The sequence below is a fragment of the Corallococcus exercitus genome, from assembly GCF_042231735.1.
Lineage (GTDB): Bacteria > Myxococcota > Myxococcia > Myxococcales > Myxococcaceae > Corallococcus > Corallococcus exercitus_B.
Genome location: NZ_CP102577.1, coordinates 3469083 through 3487141, shown reverse-complemented (window position 1 = coordinate 3487141; position 18059 = coordinate 3469083). Strand labels below are relative to the sequence as shown.

At 71.2% G+C, this 18059-nt stretch carries 15 protein-coding genes; 9 read left to right on the top strand and 6 right to left on the bottom strand.

Annotation, left to right across the window (positions count from 1 at the left end):
* Window positions 1-13: 13 nt before the first annotated feature.
* From rpmB to NR792_RS13375, 3 genes are all read right to left on the bottom strand, one after another.
* Window positions 14-205: a 50S ribosomal protein L28 gene (gene rpmB / locus NR792_RS13385; RefSeq protein WP_014398134.1), complete on the bottom strand. Its 192-nt coding sequence runs from the start codon at window positions 203-205 to the stop codon at window positions 14-16.
* A gap of 105 nt (window positions 206-310) precedes the next feature.
* Complete coding sequence (locus tag NR792_RS13380) at window positions 311-1819, bottom strand: NAD(P)-binding protein (RefSeq protein ID WP_375760430.1); 1509 nt, start codon at window positions 1817-1819, stop codon at window positions 311-313.
* 97 nt (window positions 1820-1916) lie between these two features.
* The gene (locus NR792_RS13375; RefSeq protein WP_375760429.1) at window positions 1917-2606 is read right to left on the bottom strand and encodes an HAD family hydrolase; all 690 of its coding nucleotides are present in this window, start codon (window positions 2604-2606) and stop codon (window positions 1917-1919) included.
* 83 nt (window positions 2607-2689) lie between these two features.
* Here NR792_RS13375 and NR792_RS13370 point away from each other — a divergent pair, with 83 nt between their 5' ends.
* On the top strand, window positions 2690-3763 hold the full coding sequence (locus NR792_RS13370; RefSeq protein ID WP_375760428.1) for an enoyl-CoA hydratase/isomerase family protein: 1074 nt from the start codon (window positions 2690-2692) through the stop codon (window positions 3761-3763).
* A gap of 24 nt (window positions 3764-3787) precedes the next feature.
* Here the strand turns inward: NR792_RS13370 and NR792_RS13365 are convergent, their stop codons facing one another.
* From NR792_RS13365 to purM, 3 genes are read right to left on the bottom strand one after another with little or no spacing between them, the layout of a single operon-like run.
* Window positions 3788-4432 (bottom strand): DUF523 domain-containing protein, encoded by a 645-nt coding sequence (locus NR792_RS13365; protein WP_375760427.1) that lies wholly within the window; start codon window positions 4430-4432, stop codon window positions 3788-3790.
* Complete coding sequence (purN, locus tag NR792_RS13360; RefSeq protein WP_375760426.1) at window positions 4429-5094, bottom strand: phosphoribosylglycinamide formyltransferase; 666 nt, start codon at window positions 5092-5094, stop codon at window positions 4429-4431. The genes NR792_RS13365 and purN overlap by 4 nt, the downstream gene beginning before the upstream one ends.
* Window positions 5091-6128, bottom strand: a complete 1038-nt coding sequence (purM, locus tag NR792_RS13355; protein ID WP_207056035.1) for a phosphoribosylformylglycinamidine cyclo-ligase — start codon at window positions 6126-6128, stop codon at window positions 5091-5093. Before purM ends, purN begins: the two co-directional genes overlap by 4 nt.
* A gap of 85 nt (window positions 6129-6213) precedes the next feature.
* Here purM and NR792_RS13350 point away from each other — a divergent pair, with 85 nt between their 5' ends.
* The 8 genes from NR792_RS13350 (at window position 6214) to NR792_RS13315 (ending at window position 18003) form a co-directional block, all read left to right on the top strand.
* The gene (locus NR792_RS13350; RefSeq protein WP_375760425.1) at window positions 6214-8580 is read left to right on the top strand and encodes a CHASE2 domain-containing protein; all 2367 of its coding nucleotides are present in this window, start codon (window positions 6214-6216) and stop codon (window positions 8578-8580) included.
* An 89-nt stretch (window positions 8581-8669) separates the two neighbouring features.
* Complete coding sequence (locus NR792_RS13345) at window positions 8670-9320, top strand: Crp/Fnr family transcriptional regulator (RefSeq protein ID WP_375760424.1); 651 nt, start codon at window positions 8670-8672, stop codon at window positions 9318-9320.
* Between the two features lies 1 nt (window position 9321).
* Window positions 9322-10077: an MBL fold metallo-hydrolase gene (locus NR792_RS13340; RefSeq protein WP_120527169.1), complete on the top strand. Its 756-nt coding sequence runs from the start codon at window positions 9322-9324 to the stop codon at window positions 10075-10077.
* A 72-nt stretch (window positions 10078-10149) separates the two neighbouring features.
* A complete protein-coding gene (gene accD, locus NR792_RS13335) occupies window positions 10150-11001 on the top strand; it encodes an acetyl-CoA carboxylase, carboxyltransferase subunit beta (protein ID WP_375760423.1) in 852 nt (283 codons plus the stop codon).
* A gap of 19 nt (window positions 11002-11020) precedes the next feature.
* The gene (locus NR792_RS13330) at window positions 11021-12346 is read left to right on the top strand and encodes a bifunctional folylpolyglutamate synthase/dihydrofolate synthase (protein WP_375760422.1); all 1326 of its coding nucleotides are present in this window, start codon (window positions 11021-11023) and stop codon (window positions 12344-12346) included.
* A gap of 9 nt (window positions 12347-12355) precedes the next feature.
* Window positions 12356-13627: an alpha/beta hydrolase gene (locus tag NR792_RS13325; RefSeq protein WP_375760421.1), complete on the top strand. Its 1272-nt coding sequence runs from the start codon at window positions 12356-12358 to the stop codon at window positions 13625-13627.
* Window positions 13628-13725: 98 nt separating this feature from the next.
* Window positions 13726-15252, top strand: coding sequence for an AMIN domain-containing protein (locus NR792_RS13320; RefSeq protein WP_375760420.1), 1527 nt, complete (start codon window positions 13726-13728; stop codon window positions 15250-15252).
* A 51-nt stretch (window positions 15253-15303) separates the two neighbouring features.
* Window positions 15304-18003, top strand: coding sequence for an LPS-assembly protein LptD (locus NR792_RS13315; protein WP_375760419.1), 2700 nt, complete (start codon window positions 15304-15306; stop codon window positions 18001-18003).
* Window positions 18004-18059: the final 56 nt, after the last annotated feature.

The window sequence follows — 18059 nt, the reverse complement described above, 5'->3', positions numbered from 1 at the left end:
AGGCTCCCGGACTTCAGGCGGCCTTGGTCACCTTGCCGGCCTTGATGCAGCGGGTGCAGGCCAGCACGCGCTCGATGCTGCCGCTCACGTTCGCCCGGACCTTCTGCAGGTTCGGCAGGGTCCGCTTCTTGGTCTTGTTGTTCGCGTGGCTGACGTTGTTACCCACCAGCGGACGCTTCCCACAGAGGTCGCACTTCCACGCCATGACTGCTAACTCCTTGAAATCTGGGGCGTTCAACGACAGCCCATAAAAGAGCGGCGGACCCTACCAGAAACAGGCCGGAAATCCAGCCGGATCCGACCCGAGGGCCTATCCCTTGAGCGGATCCTTCTTCTTCAACATGTCCTGCACCAGCCGCGCGGCGCGCATGCCCGCGAGCAGCTCGCCCTCCAGGCCCAGGCCGGGCAACACCTCGCGGCCCGCCAGGATCACGTTCTTCGCGGGCGTGCGCTGCTTCAACCCCGTGACGCCCAGGAAGGCTTCCGTTTCGAAGCTGTAGAGCGGGTGGGGCATGAGCCGGCTGCCGCGCACTCCCCCGGCGTCCAGGTAGGGGACCGAGCGCAGCGCGCGGTGCTGCTTCGTGAAGGGCATCAGCCGGTCCAGGTGCTCGTCGATGCGCGCGGCCAGGGCCCGGAGGTGCTCCTCGCCCTCTTCGCGCGCGGTGGCCGGGACGAAGGCGCCCGCGCACACCACGCGCACGCCCTCCACGTCCTTGCCCCCCGTGCGCGCCGGGTGCTGCTGCACGAGCAGCGGGCCCAGCTCCGGGTCCTGGGTGTCCACGAGCACCAGCTCGCCCATGCCGCGCGGGAGCGCCGCCTCCGGCACCACCCAGTTCACGCTGAAGAGCAGCGACTTGATGTTGGACTGGTCCAGGTGCTCCAGCAGGCCGCGGTTGTGCTTCTTGTCCGTCACCAGCCGGCGCAGCGCCCCGGAGTCCGTGGCCGTCACCAGGCACGACGCGCGGTAGAGCGTGTCCGAGCGCACCAGCTTCACGCCGGAGAACTTGCTGCCGTCGAACGCCAGCTCCTCGACGATGAAGCCCGCCGGGTTGTCGCGGCCCAGCACGTCGCCGCCCAGCTCCGTCAGCCGCCGGGTGAGCACGTCGCGCAGGGCGTCCATGCCGCCGGGGTAGGTGGACGGCGCGGTGAGCACCTGGGACAGGGCCCGCGTGTGCGCCAGGGGCGCGGAGGGCTTCTCCAGGTGGACCAGGAAGGGCAGCAGGCCGCGCACCAGCGACAGCGCCGGATCCTCGCCCGCCAGCCGGGGCGTGGCCTCCAGGGCCGGGTGTTCCTTGATCTGCCCCTTGAGCTTCCAGCCCTCGAAGAAGCCGTCGGGCGGCAGCTGGGGGCCTTCCTTGAAGAAGGCGTCGGTGGCCTCGTGCTGCGCGGCGCTGCCGGTGAGCGCGCCCTGGATGCCCTCGCCGGCCTCGCCGAACTCACGCGTCAGCTCCGCGCGGCGGCGGGCGGCGTCCCCGGACAGGTCCACCCGGTTCCTGGGCAGCACCAGCTGGAGCTCCGGGGCGTGGGGGCGCAGCGCGCGGCCGATGGCGGTGGACAGCCCCAGCTCGTTGAGGGCCTCCTCCACCGCGGGCATCGCCTTGAGGGGCGGCGCGACGAAGGGGGCGTAGGGCAGCACGAAGCCGTCGTGCTCGTAGCCGGGCCCCATGCCGTCGTGCTCCACCAGCAACACGCGGTGGTTGCGCTTCGCCAGGAGCGCGGCGGCGAGCGCGCCTCCGACCTGGCTGCCCAGCACGATGACGTCGTACACGTGCCGGGACGGGCCCGAGGGGAGCTTGAGTTTGGCGGCGGACGTCGACATGGCCGCCGAACACTACACAACGTCACCGCGTCTGGCGCCCTTTTGGCGCCCCGCTTGCCGGGGAGGCCGGACCCGGGGTGGGGCGGGCGGGCCCCCTTCAGACCCTGGAGCTGAACAGGCGCGCGAGCAGCTCCGGGGGCAGCGTGTCGAAGTCCGGGGCGGTGTAGTGGGCCCCCGCCTTCTTCAGCGCCTCCGCGGTCGTGGTGGTGGTGATGCCCACGGTGACCATGCCGGCGGCGCGCGCGGACAGCACGCCGTTGATGGCGTCCTCGAAGGCCAGGCACGACTCGGGGGGCACCTGCAGCGCCCTCGCCGCCGCGAGGAAGATGTCCGGCGCGGGCTTGCCACGCGTCACCTGTTCGGCGCCGACGATGCTGGTGAAGAGCGACCGCACGGAGAGCCCGTCCAGCACCAGCTCGCGGTTGTCCTGCGGGGCGGCGGTGGCCACGGCCATGGGCAGGCGCGCGTCGCGCAGGCGGTGCAGGAAGCCCTCCGCGCCCCGGTGCAGCGCCAGATAGGGCCGGTAGATGGCGCGGTAGTGGGACTCCTTCTCCTCGGCGAGCGCGTCCAGCTCCGCGACGGAGAGGTTGCGGCCCAGCAGCTGCGGGAGGATCTCCTCGTTCTTCTTGCCCGCGAACTCGTTCTGGAAACGTTCCGCCGTCAGGCCTTCCAGCCCGAGCTTCCGGGCGAGCGTCACCCAGGCGCGGTTGTGGAAGTCCATGTTGTCGACGAGCGTGCCATCCATGTCGAAGACGGCGGCGAGCAGGGGGGCGGCTGCGGAAGTCATGTTCTTCCCAATACCGATTCTGGCCGCCATGTCACCCCCGAATCTCGCGTGCGAGCCCCTTCCGGGCTGATATCCCCCACGGCATGAGCGAGGACGTGCTGCTGGAGACGCGGGGCGCCGTGGGCCTGGTCACCCTCAACCGACCGAAGGCGCTCAACGCGCTCTCGCTGGAGATGTGCCGGGCGCTGCATCCCCAACTGGACACATGGGCGGCGGATCCGTCCGTGAAGGCAGTGGTGATCCGCGGCGCGGGGGGCAAGGCGTTCTGCGCGGGAGGGGACGTGCGCGCGGTGGCTGGTTCGGTCGCACGGCAGGACGAGGGCACGTCGCTGTCGCGCGAGTTCTTCCTCGCGGAGTACGCGCTCAACCACCGGATCCACCACTTCCCGAAGCCGTTCATCGCGCTGGTGGACGGCATCTGCATGGGCGGTGGGCTGGGACTGTCCGTGCACGGGGCCTTCCGGGCGGTGACGGAGAAGCTGGTGCTCGCGATGCCGGAGACGGCCATCGGCATCTTCCCGGACGTGGGCGGAGGCTGGTTCCTGCCGCGCTTCCCCGGCGAGACGGGGACGTACCTGGGGCTCACCGGCGCGCGGTGTGACGCGGCGGATGCGCTGTGGCTGGGGTACGCGACGCACCGGGTTGAGTCCTCGCGGCTGGAGGACGTGCTGGCCGCGCTGGTGGCCGCGGACTGGAGCGGGCCGGGGCGCGACGTGGCGGCGCGTGTGCTCCAGGGCTTCCATCAGGAGCCGGGGGCTTCGGGGCTCGCGGCGCGGGCGGACGTCATCGCGCGGTGCTTCCAGGGGAACCGCGTGGAGGACATCCTCGCGGCGCTGGAGCGCGAGGGCACGCCGTGGGCGGAGGAGACCCGCGCGACGCTGCTGCGCATGTCGCCCACGAGCCTCCGGGTGACGCTGCGGCAGCTTCGCATCGGACGCGGTCAGGACTACGACGCGACGGCGCGCATGGAGTACCGGCTGAGCCAGGCGCTGACCGCGCGGCCAGACTTCAAGGAAGGGATCCGCGCGGTGCTGGTGGACAAGGATCAGAAGCCGCGCTGGAGCCCGGCCACGCTCGCGGAGGTGACGGACGCGGAGGTGGAGGCCTGCTTCGCGCCCCGGCCAGGAGACGAGCTGGAGCTGCCCGCGTCGCGCTGATCCGATGGCGGACCGGCGAGGCCGCTACAGGTCCTCGTCACTCACGACGGTGCGCCCGTCCGCGCGCAGCAGCGCGGTGGTGATGCCTTCACCGGGGCGCAGCACGCCGGACTCGTAGACGCGCTGGCTGCCGCACGAGGGGCTCTTCTCCTTCAGCAGCGCCACCGTGACGTCGAACCGACGCGCGGCCTCCAGGGCCTGCCGGGCGCCATCCTGGAACGCGGCGGTGCGGTCCTCGCGCGTCTCCCGCGTGAGGGCCCGCGCACGGCCGGCCCAGACGTCCACGCCCGTTCCACCGGCGAGGTCCACGGGAGGCCGTGGAATGCCCAGGCCCGCGGCGGCCTCCGGGCAGATGGGGATGACCGCCTTGCCCTCCAGCGCCGCGAGCACGCGCTCTGAACGCTGCGAACGTCCGTCGTAGCGGCACGCCTCGCCCAGCAGGCACGCGCTGACCAGCACCGTGGGGGCTTCACGCAGGGCCGCCCGTCGAGCTTCCCGGGCCTCGGCATCGTCTCCGGACGTCGGAGCACGCTCCGCCAGGCCTCTTGGAACGGCCTGGGGAGAAGCCGGTGCATCGGAGCCGGGAGGCCGCGAAGCAGCCCCGGGCTGGGGCACATGGCCGGCCTGCTGCGCGCTCGCCTCGGGACCCGGGCCCTGCGCCTTCGTCACTTCGGGGCACCCGGGCTGCGCAGGGCTCCAGCGTCTCCCGTCACCCGCGCAGCCACCTTCGTGCGCGTCCCATCCAGCGTCACCGCGCCCGTCACCGCCAGCCGCACGGCCAGCGGATACAGCCGGTGCTCCTCCGCGAGGATGCGCGCGCTCAGGCTCGCCTCGTCATCCTCCGGCAGCACGGGCACCGCGGCCTGCGCGATGATGGGGCCCGTGTCCGTGCCCGCGTCCACGTAGTGCACCGTGCAGCCGGCCACCTTCACGCCGCGCTCCAGCGCCTGCCGCTGCGCATGCAGGCCCGGGAACGCGGGCAGCAGGGAAGGGTGGATGTTCAGCACGCGCCCCGGGAAGCGCTTGAGGAAGTCCGCGCTCACCAGCCGCATGAAGCCGGCCAGACACACCCACTCCACGCCCGCGTCGGCCAGCACGCCGAGCACCGCCGCCTCGAAGTCCGCCTTCGACCCGAAGCCCTTGTGGTCCACCACCTCCGCGCGCACGCCCGCCCTCCGGGCGCGCTCCAGCGCGAACGCCGTGGGCACGTTGGACAGCACGCACGCCACCTCGGCCGGGTAGTCCGCCTGCCCGGCCGCGTCGAGCAGCGCCTGCAGGTTGCTCCCGCCGCCGCTGACGAGCACCCCCAGCCGCGCCCGCCGCGCGCTCATGGGTCGATGACCGCCGTGGCCTCGCCCTGGCCCGCTTCCACCCGGCCCACCTCGGACGCCTCCACACCCCGGGCGCGCAGGACCTCCAGCGCCTTCGCCACGTCCTCCTTCGCCACCACGACGATGAGGCCCAGGCCCATGTTGAACGTGCTGAACATCTCGTCGCGCGCGACGCCGCCCGTCTTCGCGATGAGGTCGAAGATGGCCGGCTTCTTCCACGAGGACTCGGTCAGCACCGCGCGCGTCCCGTCCGGCAGGCACCGGGGCAGGTTGCCCGGGATGCCGCTGCCGGTGATGTGCGCCATGCCCTTCACCTTCACGGCCTGGCACAGCGCGAGCGCGTCCTTCACGTAGATGCGCGTGGGCTCCAGGAGCGCGTCACCCAGCGGCCGGTCCAGCCCCGGCGGCGTCATGTCCAGGGGCAGCTTCGCGTCGTCCAGCAGCACCTTGCGCGCCAGCGAGTAGCCGTTGCTGTGCAGGCCCGACGACGTGAGGCCGATGAGCGCGTCGCCCGGCTTCACCGTCTTGCCGTCGATGATGGCGGAGCGCTCCACCACGCCCACGCAGAAGCCCGCGACGTCGTACTCGCCCCGCGCGTAGAAGCCCGGCATCTCCGCCGTCTCTCCGCCCAGCAGTGCGCACCCCGCCTGCTCGCAGCCCAGCGCGATGCCCTTGACCACCTCCGCCGCGGCGTCCACCTCCAGCTTCCCCGTGGCGAAGTAGTCCAGGAAGAAGAGCGGCTCCGCGCCACAGGTGAGGATGTCGTTCACGGACATGGCGACCAGGTCGATGCCCACCGTGTCGTGGCGTCCCGCCAGGAAGGCCACCTTCAACTTGGTGCCCACGCCGTCGGTGCCCGCCACCAGCACCGGCGCCTGGTACTTGCCGGGCGGCAGTGCGAACAGGCCGCCGAAACCACCCACCCCGGCCAACACCTCGGGGCGCGTGGTGCGCGCGGCATGGGGCTTGATCTTCTCGACGAACGCGTCGCCGGCCTCGATGTCTACTCCGGACTGCTTGTAGGTCGTTCCCACGGGCCGGCCTTGTACCCCTCCCGGGGGCCTCTGTCTCGGGCCTCGGCGCGGACGTGTCGGGTTTGCGGCTACCATGCCCCCCGGCATGAGGACCGTCCTGTCGCGCCACCGCTTCTCGCTGCTCGCCCTGGGACTGGCCGCGCTCCTCTGTGGCCTCCACGCCTGGGTGGAGCGGACGCCCGCCATCGGCCTGATGGCGGACGGGGCTCCCCGGGTCCCCCTGCTGATCCGCGGCCTCCACGTCCTGGAAGGTCGGGTCACGGACGGTCAGTTCCGACTGCGGGGCATGCGGGCGCCTCATCCCGACGTCGTGGTGGTCGCCGTGGATGAGAAGAGCGTCCAGACCCACGGCCGCTGGCCCTGGCCCCGGGAGCAGGTGGCCGTGGCCCTGGACCACCTGCGCGACGCGGGCGCCGTCGCCATCGGCCTGGACATGGTCTTCGCCGACGCGGACCCCAGCGCGGCCTCCCAGGTGCGAGCGGAAGCCGTGCGCACCCTGGACCGCGTCCTCCAGGAGTCCCCCGGGGCCTTCACCGCCGCCCCCGCGCTCGCCGAGTGGCGCAGGACCTGGGCCGCCCGTGCCTCGGACACCGGCGACGCCGCGCTGGCCGCCGCGCTCGCGCGCACGCCCCGGGCCGTGCAGGGCGTCATCGTCTATCCGTCTTCGGACCGGGACCTCTTCGCGAAGCAGCAGGCCGAGCGCGCCCCGCTCCTCGCCCCGCACCTGCTGCGCGGCTTCTTCAGCCCCCTCACGCCGGGCGCCTCCATCGCGCGCGACTTCACCGCCGTGCCCGGGTGGCGCAATGCCTCCGCCCAGCTGCCGCTGCCGGAGCTGGCCCGCGCCAGCTCCCGCCTGGGCTTCTTCAGCGCCGTGCCCGACGCGGACGGCACGCTCCGGCGCCTTCCGCCGTTGGCGAAGCTGGAAGGGGAGGGAGGCTTCCTGCCGTCGCTCGACGTGCAGGTGGCCGCGGCGTACCTGGGCGCGCAGGTGGAGCCCATGCTGGACCCCGACACGGACCGGCTCGTGGGCCTGCGCTTGCGGAGGCAGCACCACGCGCACCGCTTCGTCCCGCTGCCGGAGTCCGAGCCGTTCCTGCTGATCAACTACCCCGGAGACTCCGGCGTGTTCCCCACGCTGAGCCTGGGGGACGTGGTGGACGGCCGCTTCGACCCGGCGGCCGTGCGCGGCAAGGCCGTGCTGGTGGGGCTCACGCTCACCGGCAACTTCGATCAGCGCGTGACGCCGTTCCACGAGCTGGAGCCCGGCGTCTTCGTGCACGCCGCCATGCTGTCCAACATCCTCCGCCAGGACTTCCTGGTGCGGCCCGCGTTCGCGTGGCGGCTGGAGGCGGCCTTCATGCTCGCGGCGGCGTGGCTGCTGGCCCGGCTGGTGACCCGCGTGCGCATGGCGTGGATGCTGGGCGCCGCGGTGCTCCTCGTGCTCGCGTACCTGGGCGTGGATCAGCTCCTCTTCGGCGCGGGCGTCCAGGTGGCCACCGTCCTCCCCGTGACGTCGCTGCTGATCACGGCCGTGGGCCTGCTGTTCCTGAGCTACCTCACGGTGGATCAGGAGAAGGCCCGCCTGCGCCACGCGTTCCAGCACTACCTGGACGCGAGCGTGATGGAGCAGGTGCTCGCCCACCCGGAGCGGCTGAAGCTGGGCGGCGAGCGCAAGGAACTCACCGTCCTCTTCTCCGACATCCGGGGCTTCACCACGCTGTCGGAGCGGCTGCCCCCGGAGCGGCTGGTGGCGCTGGTCAACGAGTACCTCACGCCCATGACGGACGTCGTCTTCCAGCACGGGGGCACGCTCGACAAGTACATCGGCGACGCCATCATGTGCTTCTGGGGCGCGCCGGTGGATCAACCGGACCACGCGCTGCGCTCCTGCCGCGCGGCGCTCGCGTTCCTGGACACGCTCCAGGCCCTCAACGCCCGCTGGCGCGCGGCGGGCCAGCCGGAGGTGGACATTGGCGTGGGCATCCACACCGGCTTCATGAACGTGGGCCACATGGGCACCCACGACCGCTTCAACTACACCGTGATGGGCGACGCGGTGAACCTCGCCTCCCGCCTGGAAGGGCTCAACAAGGAGTACGGCACCCGCATCCTCATTTCCGAGCACACCCACGCGCTGGTGAAGGACCACGTCACCGCCCGCCGCCTGGGCGCCGTGCGCGTCAAGGGGAAGCGCGAACCCGTGGGCCTCTACGAGCTGCGCGCGCTCGGTCCTCCGTCACCCGGAGACGCCCGGCCCCTGGCCACCTTCGAGGACGCCGTCGCGCGCTTCAGCGCCCGGGACTGGGACGGGGCCCAGGCGCGCTTCCAGGAGGTGCTCGCCTGCTGGCCGGACGACTCCGCCTCGCGGCGCTACCTGGAGGCCGTCGCCGCGCACCGGCTCCAACCGCCCCCGGAGGACTGGGCCGGCGTCTTCACCGCCACCACCAAGTAGGGCCACGGGCCCCGAACCTCGGGCGCCGGAGCGATATCGGTCTGGGATATTTGACCGGTGGGATGGGGGCTGATTGACTCGCGGGCCAGATGGGCGCCGAGGAAACCCTCTTTCAACGTTTTGGCAAGGAGTTCCCCAAGGGCACCGAGCTCTTCCGCGAGGGAGAGATCGGCAAGGAGATGTTCGTCATCCAGTCCGGGAAGATCGCCATCTCCAAGCGCGTGCGCGACGTGGAGAAGGTGCTCGCGGTGCTGGGCCCGGGCGAGTTCTTCGGCGAGATGGCCATCATCTCCAACAAGCCCCGGAACGCCTCCGCCGTCGTGCATGACGACGCGAAGCTGCTCGTCATCGACCCCAAGACCTTCGAGGCGATGATCCGCGGCAACGCGGAGATCGCCGTGCGGATGATCAAGAAGCTGGCCGAGCGCCTCTCCGAGGCGGACGCCCAGATTGAGAACCTGCTCCACGGCGACCCGGCGAGCCGCGTCGTGCACCAGATCCTCCAGGCCTGCCAGACGCGCGGCCGGCCGCTGGAGGAGGGCGTGGAGGTGGACTTCGCCGTGCGGGAGATGCCCCGGCAGATCGGCGTGGGCGAGCCCGCCGTGCGCAGCATGCTGGAGCGCCTGGAGCGCGCGGGCCTCATCGAGCGCAGCGGTGACAGGGTCACCGTGTATGACACGGCCCGGCTGCATGACTTCCTCAACTACCTCGAGATGAAGTGGAAGTTCGGAGACCTCTAGCGTGAAGCTGCAAGTCCTCGGGTGCCACGGCGGCGAGCTTCCCACGTGCAGGAGCACCTGCTTCCTCGTGGACGACGTGCTCGCGCTCGACGCGGGCGCACTCACCGGGACGCTCTCGCTGGAGCAGCTCTGCAAGGTGGACGACGTGCTCGTCGGCCACAGCCACTTCGACCACGTGAAGGACCTGCCGCTGCTCGCCGACCTCGTCATCGGCCGGCGCGACAGGCCCGTCACCATCCATGCCTCCCGCGAGTGCGCCAAGGCGCTGCGCGAGAACATGTTCAACAACTCGCTGTGGCCGGACTTCACGCGCATCCCCACGCGCCACAAGCCCGTCCTCGCCATCAAGACCTTCCGCGCCGGCAGCACCTTCCAGGTAGGCCCCTACACCGTGAAGAGCGTGCCGGTGAGCCACCCCGTGGAGTCGTGCGCCTTCATCATCAGCGACGGCAAGTCGTCGCTCGCCATGAGCGGCGACACCGGCCCCACGGACAAGCTGTGGAAGGCGCTCAACGCCACGAAGAACCTCAAGGCGCTGCTGCTGGAGGCCAGCTTCCCCAACAGCCTCCAGGCCCTGGCGGACATCTCCGGCCACCTGACGCCCGCCACCGTGGGGTCGGAGCTGCGCAAGTTCGACCGCAACGGCGCCCAGGTGATGCTCTACCACCTGAAGCCCGCCTTCGTGACCCAGCTCAAGAAGGAGCTGGCCCCGCTGCCCGTGAACGTCCTGGAGCTGGGGGAGACGTTCCAGTTCTAGGGCCGGTCGTGCCGCGGCGCGCCGTACGGAGGTATTGACGGCTCGCGGCGGCCGGATTAACCCCCGGGCCTCATGGCCTGGTTCTCCAAGAAGCCCCGCATCGCCGTCGACTCCGAGCCCGCCGCCGAGCCCCAGCCCTCCCGCATGCAGGGCCTCTGGGCCAAGTGCGAGCAGTGCGACGAAATCATCTACCGCCAGGAGCTCGAGAAGAACTGGATGGTGTGCATGCACTGCGAGCACCACCACGCCTGGACGGCTCGCGCGCGCCTCGCCGCCACGCTGGACCCGGACTCCTTCGAGGAGTTCGACAAGGAGTTGGAGCCCCAGGACCCGCTCGGCTTCACCGACTCCAAGAAGTACAAGGACCGGCTGAAGTCCACGCGCAAGAACCTGGGGGAGAACGACGCGTTCATCTCCGGCGTGGGCCGCATCGAGGGCCACCCCGTCTCCATCGGCAGCTTCGTCTTCGAGTTCATGGGCGGCTCCATGGGCTCCGTCGTCGGTGAGAAGGTCACGCGCGTGTTCGAGCGCGCCTTCGAGCTCAAGTGCCCCGCGGTGGTGTTCTCCGCCTCCGGCGGCGCGCGCATGCAGGAGGGCATCTTCTCCCTCATGCAGATGGCGAAGACGTCCGCGGCCATTGCCCGCTTCCGCACCAGCGGCAAGCCGTACATCTCCGTGATGCTCAACCCCACGACGGGCGGCGTGGCCGCGTCCTTCTCCTGGCTGGGCGACATCATCCTCGCGGAGCCCAAGGCCCTCATCGGCTTCGCCGGCCCGCGCGTCATCGAGCAGACCATCCGCCAGAAGCTGCCGGAGGGCTTCCAGCGCTCGGAGTTCCTGCTGGACCACGGGATGATCGACGCCATCGTCCACCGCAAGGAGCTGCGCGGGAAGCTGGGCCAGCTCCTGGGCATGCTGGGGTAGGGCGGCGGGCCTCCACCCCATGGACGCCCCACGCGCCGCCCCCCGGACTCCGGAAGAGGCCCTGCGCTTCTTCCAGGCGCTCAACCCCTCCGGCATCAAGCTGGGGCTGGAGCGGGTGAAGGACGCGCTCGCCGCGCTCGACCATCCGGAGCGCGACTACCCGGCGCTGCACGTCGCCGGCACCAACGGCAAGGGCAGCACCTGCGCCTTCGTGGCGCGCGCGCTGGAGGCCGCCAGCCACCGCGTGGGGCTCTACACGTCCCCGCACCTGGTGCGCGTGAATGAGCGGATCCGCGTGTCCGGCGCGGACATCCCGGACGACGTCTTCGGACAGCGCATCCTGGAGGTGCTGGAGCGCTACCCCTCCGCGCTGACGGAGCCGATGACGTACTTCGAGTTCGGCACCGTGGTCGCGCTCTGGCACTTCTCCCGCGAGCGCGTGGACGTGGCCGTGCTGGAGACGGGGCTGGGCGGCCGGCTGGACGCCACCAGCGCCGCGAGCCCGGTCGTCACGTGCGTCACCCCCGTGTCCTTCGACCACATGGAGTACCTGGGCCACTCGCTCCGGGAGATCGCCGGGGAGAAGGCCGGCATCTTCAAGGCCGGTGTCCCGGTGGTGCTCTCGAAGCAGGAGCCGGAGGCCCTGGACGCGCTCCTGCGCCGCGCGGAGCAGCTCGCCGTGCCCGTCCAGGTCGAGGGTCGCGACTTCGGCATCGTCCCCGGGTCCAATGGGACGCTGTCGTATCGGGGCACCGGCTGGTCGCTCGACGGCCTCACGCTCGCGCTGCGCGGTCCCTATCAGCACCAGAACGCGGCGGTGGCCCTGGCCTGCCTGGAGGCCCTCCGGGCCCGGGGCGTGGCGGTGACCCCGGAGGCCGCGCGCGAGGGCCTGGCCACCGCGCGCTGGCCGGGGCGGCTGGAGGAGCTGGCGCGGGATCCCCTGGTGGTGGTGGATGGCGCGCACAACCCGGCGGGCGTGGCGGTGCTGCTGGAGGCGCTGCGGGCCCTCTACGCGGGCAGGCCGCTGCACCTCGTCTTCGGGGTGGTTGCGGACAAGGACCGGGGACCGATGATGCAGGCCCTGTTTCCGCTGGCGGCCTCCGTGCACCTCACGCCGCTGGACACGCCACGCTCGCTCGCTCCGGAGCGATACATCGCTGAAGCACGGGTTTTGTGTTCACGGGTCGTCTCGCACGCCTCCCTGGAGGAGGCCCTTGCCGGAGCGAGGGCCGATGCAGTGGGTCGTCCGGACGGCCTCGTCCTGGCGACAGGCTCATTGTTCCTGGTAGGCGCCGTGAAGCGATTGGTCGACCGAAGCCTTGGCGCGATGCAGCAGCAGCAGTAACTTTGCGACATGCGCCTGCCGGACTGGAGATCAGCGCTTCCGGGACCTCCGATGCCCACCGTCGATGAGGTCGATTTCCGGGCGCTCTACTCCAAGACGAACTACGTGGTGGAGACGGCGGACGGCTGGTCGCTCGTCATCACGCGCTACCGGCCGGTGAAACAGGCGTTCGCGCAGCCGCTGTTCGGTGAGCCGCTGCTGCTGGTGCACGGCTTCTCCCAGAACCGGCACACGTGGACGAGCGGCCAGTTCGTCAAGAACCTGCTCTTCTTCGGCGTGGACATCCACATCCTGGAGCTGCGCGGGCACGGCAAGAGCTCCATCGCCTTCCAGAAGGAGCGCGCCGAGCGCTTCAAGCGCCCGCTGCCGCAGGACCTGGACTACGGCTGGGACCTGGACAGCTACTTCCTCTACGACCTGCCGGCGGCCGTCTCCGGCGTCAAGCGCATCACCCGGCGCGAGCGCGTCTTCTACTGCGGCCACTCCATGGGCGGCATGCTGGGCTACGGCTACGCCGGCATCCACGACGACTTCGAGGGGCTCATCACCATCGGGTCGCCCGCGGACCTGGGCCGCGGCTTCATGCTCCTGCGCGCGCTGGCGCACGGCTCACCGCTGGTCGCGGGCGCCGTGGACCTGACGCTGGGCGGGCTGAACCTCAACCGCCGCGCGGCGTCGCTCACCCGCTCGCTGCTGGCGAAGGGGGCGGGCGCCTTCAGCCCCTCGCTCCAGAAGCGCCTGGAGCCGGACGCGTCCAAGCCGCTCGTGTTCAACGCGGTGCCGGTGGACGTGGTGCTCAAGTGGGTGGAGCGGCAGCTGGCGCAGGCGGACGAGTCCGCGCTGTATCAGCGCTTCACACGCAAGCTGAACCGGCTCATCAACACGGAGCGTGTCAGCCGCGACGACATCCGCTGGCTCCTGCGCGAGGGCGGCGAGCGCGAGCCGCGCAAGGTGATTGAGCAGTTCGCCCGGTGGATCCGCCGGGGCGAGATGGTCTGCTACCGCACGGACTACGACTTCAAGCGCGGCTTCGGGAAGATTGAGATTCCCATGGCCATCATCTTCGGGGACCTGGATCCGCTGGCGTCCGTGGAGTCCACGCGCAGCGTGTACCGCGCCGCGAAGAGCGAGTACCTGCTGTGGCGGCCGGTGAAGGGCAACAGCCACGTCGAGCTGACGATGGGGCACGACATCCGGCAGATCTGCTACGACATCAAGAACCTCATCGAGTACACGCGCACGCACCGCACGCGCTCGCCGGCCCTGCCGCGCTTGCGTTGAAGCGCGGACGTTCCGGTCAGCCTGAAAAGTTGGTGCCTCCCGGGCGCGTGATAATTTCGCGCGCGTCTGTTTTCTGACGCATGTCACGGGAGTGGTCGATGAAGGGCTTCGCGGTGTCGCTGCTCGGATTGTGGCTCGTGCCGCTGGTGGCGCTGGCGCAGCAGCCGGCGGACCTCAACACCATCACGGCCATCTCCGTGAGCGGCGGGACGGTGGAGATCACCGGCAGCAAGAAGCCGGACTTCAACAGCTTCACCATGACGGATCCGCCCCGGCTCGTCATCGACGTGTCCGGCGCCGTCTTCCAGGGCGTGGCGGAGGAGCAGCCGGTGGGCAACGGCACCGTCACCGGCATCCGCACCGCCACGTACGGCACGGAGTCCGCGTCCATCGCGCGCATCCTCATCGGCTACGAGCGCGAGGTGGAGACGGACATCCAGTCGTCCGGCACCCGGCTGGTGGTGAAGGTCCTGGGCAGCGGGGGCGGCACGGCCGTCGCGCAGGCCACGCCCGCGGAAGGGCAGGGGACGCCGGCGCAGGGCACCACCGCCGCGGCCAACACGCCCGCCGGGGCCAGCGCCCAGGACGCGGCCCGCGCCGCCGCGTCGGACCGCGAGGCGCAGGAGAAGGCCGTGAAGGCCGCCGCTGACGCCGCCCGGGCGGAGCGCGAGGCCCAGGAGAAGGCCGCCGCCGAGGCCGCCGCCCGCGCCAAGGCGGATTCGGACGCGGAGCTCAAGCGTCAGGAGGAGGCCCGGGTCGCCGCGCAGCGCCAGGACGAGGAGCGCCGCAAGTCCGAGGAGGCCGCCGTCGCGGAGCGCAAGCGCCAGGAGGAGGAGGCCCAGGCCGCCGCGAAGCGCGCCGAGGACGAGCGCCGCGCCACCGCCCAGGCCGCCGCCGACCAGAAGCGTCAGCGCGAGGAGGAGGCGAAGACGGCCGCCGAGGAGAAGCGGGCCGCCGCGCAGGCCGCCGCCGAGGAGAAGCGGGCCGCGGCCCAGGCCGCCGCCGAGGAGCGCCAGGCCGCCGCCAGGACGGCCGCGGAGCAGAAGAAGGCCGCCGCGCAGGCCGCCGCCGACGAGCGGCGCCAGAAGGACGAGGAGCGCCGCGCCGCCGCGCAGGCCCGCCGCGAGGAGCAGCAGTCGGCCCGCGAGGCCGCCGCCGAGGCGAAGCGCCAGCAGGCGGCGGAGGCCCGCGAGCGCCGCCAGCAGCAGACCGTGGCGGCCCGCGAGTCCCGCGCCCGTCCCAGCCAGGGCAGCGCCGCGGCCGAGTCGCGCGAGAGCGGCGGGGGCGCGGTGTCGTCACGCCGCAAGACGATGACGCTGGTGGGCTTCCAGCAGCAGCCGGACAGCTCCCGCGTGTTCGTGCGCACCAACGAGCCGGTGCGCTACTCGGTGAGCGGCTCCGGCAACCAGGTGGTCCTGGAGCTGGAGAACACGCGCGTGGTGGAGTCCAACAACACGCTGCCCCTGGACACGCACTTCTTCCCGTCGGCCGTGTCGCGGGTGGAGGCCTTCTCCGGGGCGGGCCAGACGGTGCGCGTCGTCATCCAGCTGAAGCAGGGGGTTCGTTATGAGACACGCCAGGAAGGCGGCCTCATCACCCTCGACTTCCCGCGCCCGGGCCGGTAGGACGGGCAGGGCGCCGTTGCCGGCACGGCGCCCACCGCCCACGCCTCCCGAATGAGCTTCCTTGCCCCGGTCGTCCTGACGCTCTGGGTGTCGGCCCAGATTCCGCTGGCCACGCAGGTGGAGCTGCCCACCGGCGAGGTCGTCGAGCTGGCGGCCGACTACGTCGTCTACGAGAACGACGTCCTCACCGCCCGGGGCCACTGCGAGCTGCGCAGCGGCCCCAACGTGCTGCGCGCGGACGAAGTGACGTACAGCGAGGCCACCCAGGTGGCCACCGCCACCGGCAACGTGATGTTCGTCAGCGGCCTGATGGCCGCCATCGCGGACGACGTGCGCGTGGACCTGCGCTCCAACGAGGCCAACGTGAAGGGCGGCCTCTTCATGCAGAAGAAGGGCGTCACCCCCGAAGCGCTCCAGGCCGCCAAGACGCCGGACGAGCTGCGCAAGCTGGGGGAGACCCCCGTCCTCATGAGCGGCACGCGCATCCGCCGCACGGGGGAGACGGCCTTCTCCGTGGACGGCCTGGCCTTCACCCCGTGCCAGTGCGGCCCCGGTGAGCCTGGTTGGCGCGTGGAGGCGAAGGAGGCCAACGTGAAGATGGGCGAGCGCGCCATCCTCACCTGGCCCGTGGTGTACGTGCGCTCGGTGCCGGTGTTCGCGCTGCCGTGGCTGTACCTGCCCCTGGCCGAGCGCCGCTCCGGCCTGCTCATCCCCCGCCCGTCCAACTCCGCCCTCAACGGCTTCGCGCTGGACGTGCCCGTCTTCGTCACGCTGGGGGAGAGCTACGACCTGACGTTCACGCCGGGCATCATCACGGGCAGCGGCGACATCACGAACCCCTTCTTCTCCCAGCGGGAGGGGACGACCATCCGCGAGCCGCGCCCCAACGGCGTGAAGGGCCCGCGGCTGCTCACCGAGTTCCGCTACGTCCCCAGCAACCAGACGCGGGGAAGGGCCACGCTGGGCTTCCTCTACGACCTGCGGCCCCGGCTGCACCCCACCTCCCTGGACTTCCTGCGCGTCTACCGGGAGGTGGATCCGGACGGCAAGCGCGACTACACCTCGGAGATCGTCGACGAGAAGCGGGGCGTGCGCGGCGAGGCGTCCTGGCAGCACACGCAGGACCTGGGCGACGGCTGGCATGACCGCGTCGACGCGTACTTCGTGTCGGACGGCTTCTACACGCGCGACCTCACCGCCGACCTGCTGGTGCAGAACACCAACTACCTGCGCAGCACCGCCGTCGTGTACCAACGCAAGGACGACCGCTACCTGGGGCTGGACGTGTCGCTGCGCCAGGACCTGCGCTACCCCTTCCGCTTCTTCCAGACGAACACCATCCCCGCCGAGGCCACGGAGGACAACGTCACCACCGAGCCCCACGGCCCGACGACGTTCCAGCGCTTCCCGGGACTCACCCTGGCCCTGCCCGAGCGGCCCCTCTTCGGCGGGCGCGTGATGGGCGGGCTCCACGTGGAGTACAGCCGGCTGGCGCCCCTGCGCAGCAACGGCTACGCGGACGACGGCTTCGACGCGAGCTTCGCGCCCCTGCGCCTGTTCCGCCCGGAGGGCTACCCGCTGGAGTTCAACTACTTCGCGCTGCCCAAGGACCTGCTGGAGGGCAATGGCCGCTTCGACCCCATGGAGCGCGAGGGCCGCGACCGCGTGTCCCTGGCCCCGCGCCTGTCCACGTCCTACGGGCTGGGCACGTGGGGCCGGCTGACGCCCTCCGTGGGGCTGCGCCAGGACGTGTCCGTGGGCGAGGTCTCCGGCCGCACCACCGCGCGCGGCTACCCGCTGGCGGACCTGGTGCTGGACTCGCAGCTGGCGCGCACCTTCACGGACGGCGACACGCTCTACCGCCACACGCTGGCCCCGTCAGTGAGCCTGCGCTACGTGCCCGGCGGCTGGGGCACGGGGCTCACCGCCCTGAAGTCCAACGGCTCCGGCACGCTGCCGCTCCTCTACGACGAGTGGGACTCCGCGGTGCCGCTCCAGTCCGATGGCCGCGTGCGCGGCTTCCTCCACGCCGTGGTCGCCGTGGACCAGACGCTGCGCGTCCGCAAGGGGCCCACCACCCGCGAACCGCTGCGCCTGCGCATCGGTCAGGGCTTCGACCTGTCCCGCGTCGCGCCCGTGGCGGGCCGGGACACGGTGCAGGGCAGCGTGCTGCGCGACACGTTCGCGCGCCTGTCCGCCAGCGCCGGCGTCCTCACGGCGGGCGCGCTCGTGCGCATGGATCCGACGACGCTCGACATCACGCAGCTGTCCGCGGACTTCACCATCGACAACGGCAGGGGCAATGCGCTGTACGCTCGCTACGACGACCTGCTGGCCGTGAAACAATTGTCCATCGACCGTGGGTTGGATCCCTTGGCGCAGGGACCCGACTTCGTGCGGCGGGGCGTGGACATGCTGGTGGGAGACGCACCTCGTCGCCTACCGTCGCACAACGATCAGCTCGACCCCTCTCCGACCGAACGGGCACAGGCTCTCACTGCCGGTACGCGAATCAAACTCGGATTCGGGCTCGGATTGCGATACGAAGCGTTGGTGCAACCGCTTTATAAGGATCTGAATACCCAGGAAAGTCAGCCCCTTGCACAGCAGACCTTCGGCGTGTCCTACGGACCCGCCTGTGACTGCTGGCGCATCGAGGGGGTGGTGATCCTGCGGCGCAATCAGTCGCCGGAATTCGCCGGCATTAATCTGAGTGTGGCCGGTTTCGGGTCCTTCGGGTCGGGAGGGTAGGAATCACCCGCCGTACGCGAGCGTTGCACTCACCTCGAAACATCCCCCAGAGGAGA

Bases quoted from the DNA above. Each gene is read 5' to 3' on its own strand.
- purN (WP_375760426.1), bottom strand. From the start codon at position 5,094: ATGAGCGCGCGGCGGGCGCGGCTGGGGGTGCTCGTCAGCGGCGGCGGG.
- accD (WP_375760423.1), top strand. From the start codon at position 10,150: ATGGCCTGGTTCTCCAAGAAGCCCCGCATCGCCGTCGACTCCGAGCCC.
- NR792_RS13370 (WP_375760428.1), top strand. From the start codon at position 2,690: ATGAGCGAGGACGTGCTGCTGGAGACGCGGGGCGCCGTGGGCCTGGTC.
- NR792_RS13320 (WP_375760420.1), top strand. From the start codon at position 13,726: ATGAAGGGCTTCGCGGTGTCGCTGCTCGGATTGTGGCTCGTGCCGCTG.
- NR792_RS13375 (WP_375760429.1), bottom strand. From the start codon at position 2,606: ATGACTTCCGCAGCCGCCCCCCTGCTCGCCGCCGTCTTCGACATGGAT.
- NR792_RS13380 (WP_375760430.1), bottom strand. From the start codon at position 1,819: ATGTCGACGTCCGCCGCCAAACTCAAGCTCCCCTCGGGCCCGTCCCGG.
- rpmB (WP_014398134.1), bottom strand. From the start codon at position 205: ATGGCGTGGAAGTGCGACCTCTGTGGGAAGCGTCCGCTGGTGGGTAAC.
- NR792_RS13345 (WP_375760424.1), top strand. From the start codon at position 8,670: ATGGGCGCCGAGGAAACCCTCTTTCAACGTTTTGGCAAGGAGTTCCCC.
- NR792_RS13325 (WP_375760421.1), top strand. From the start codon at position 12,356: ATGCGCCTGCCGGACTGGAGATCAGCGCTTCCGGGACCTCCGATGCCC.
- NR792_RS13350 (WP_375760425.1), top strand. From the start codon at position 6,214: ATGAGGACCGTCCTGTCGCGCCACCGCTTCTCGCTGCTCGCCCTGGGA.
- NR792_RS13315 (WP_375760419.1), top strand. From the start codon at position 15,304: ATGAGCTTCCTTGCCCCGGTCGTCCTGACGCTCTGGGTGTCGGCCCAG.
- NR792_RS13330 (WP_375760422.1), top strand. From the start codon at position 11,021: ATGGACGCCCCACGCGCCGCCCCCCGGACTCCGGAAGAGGCCCTGCGC.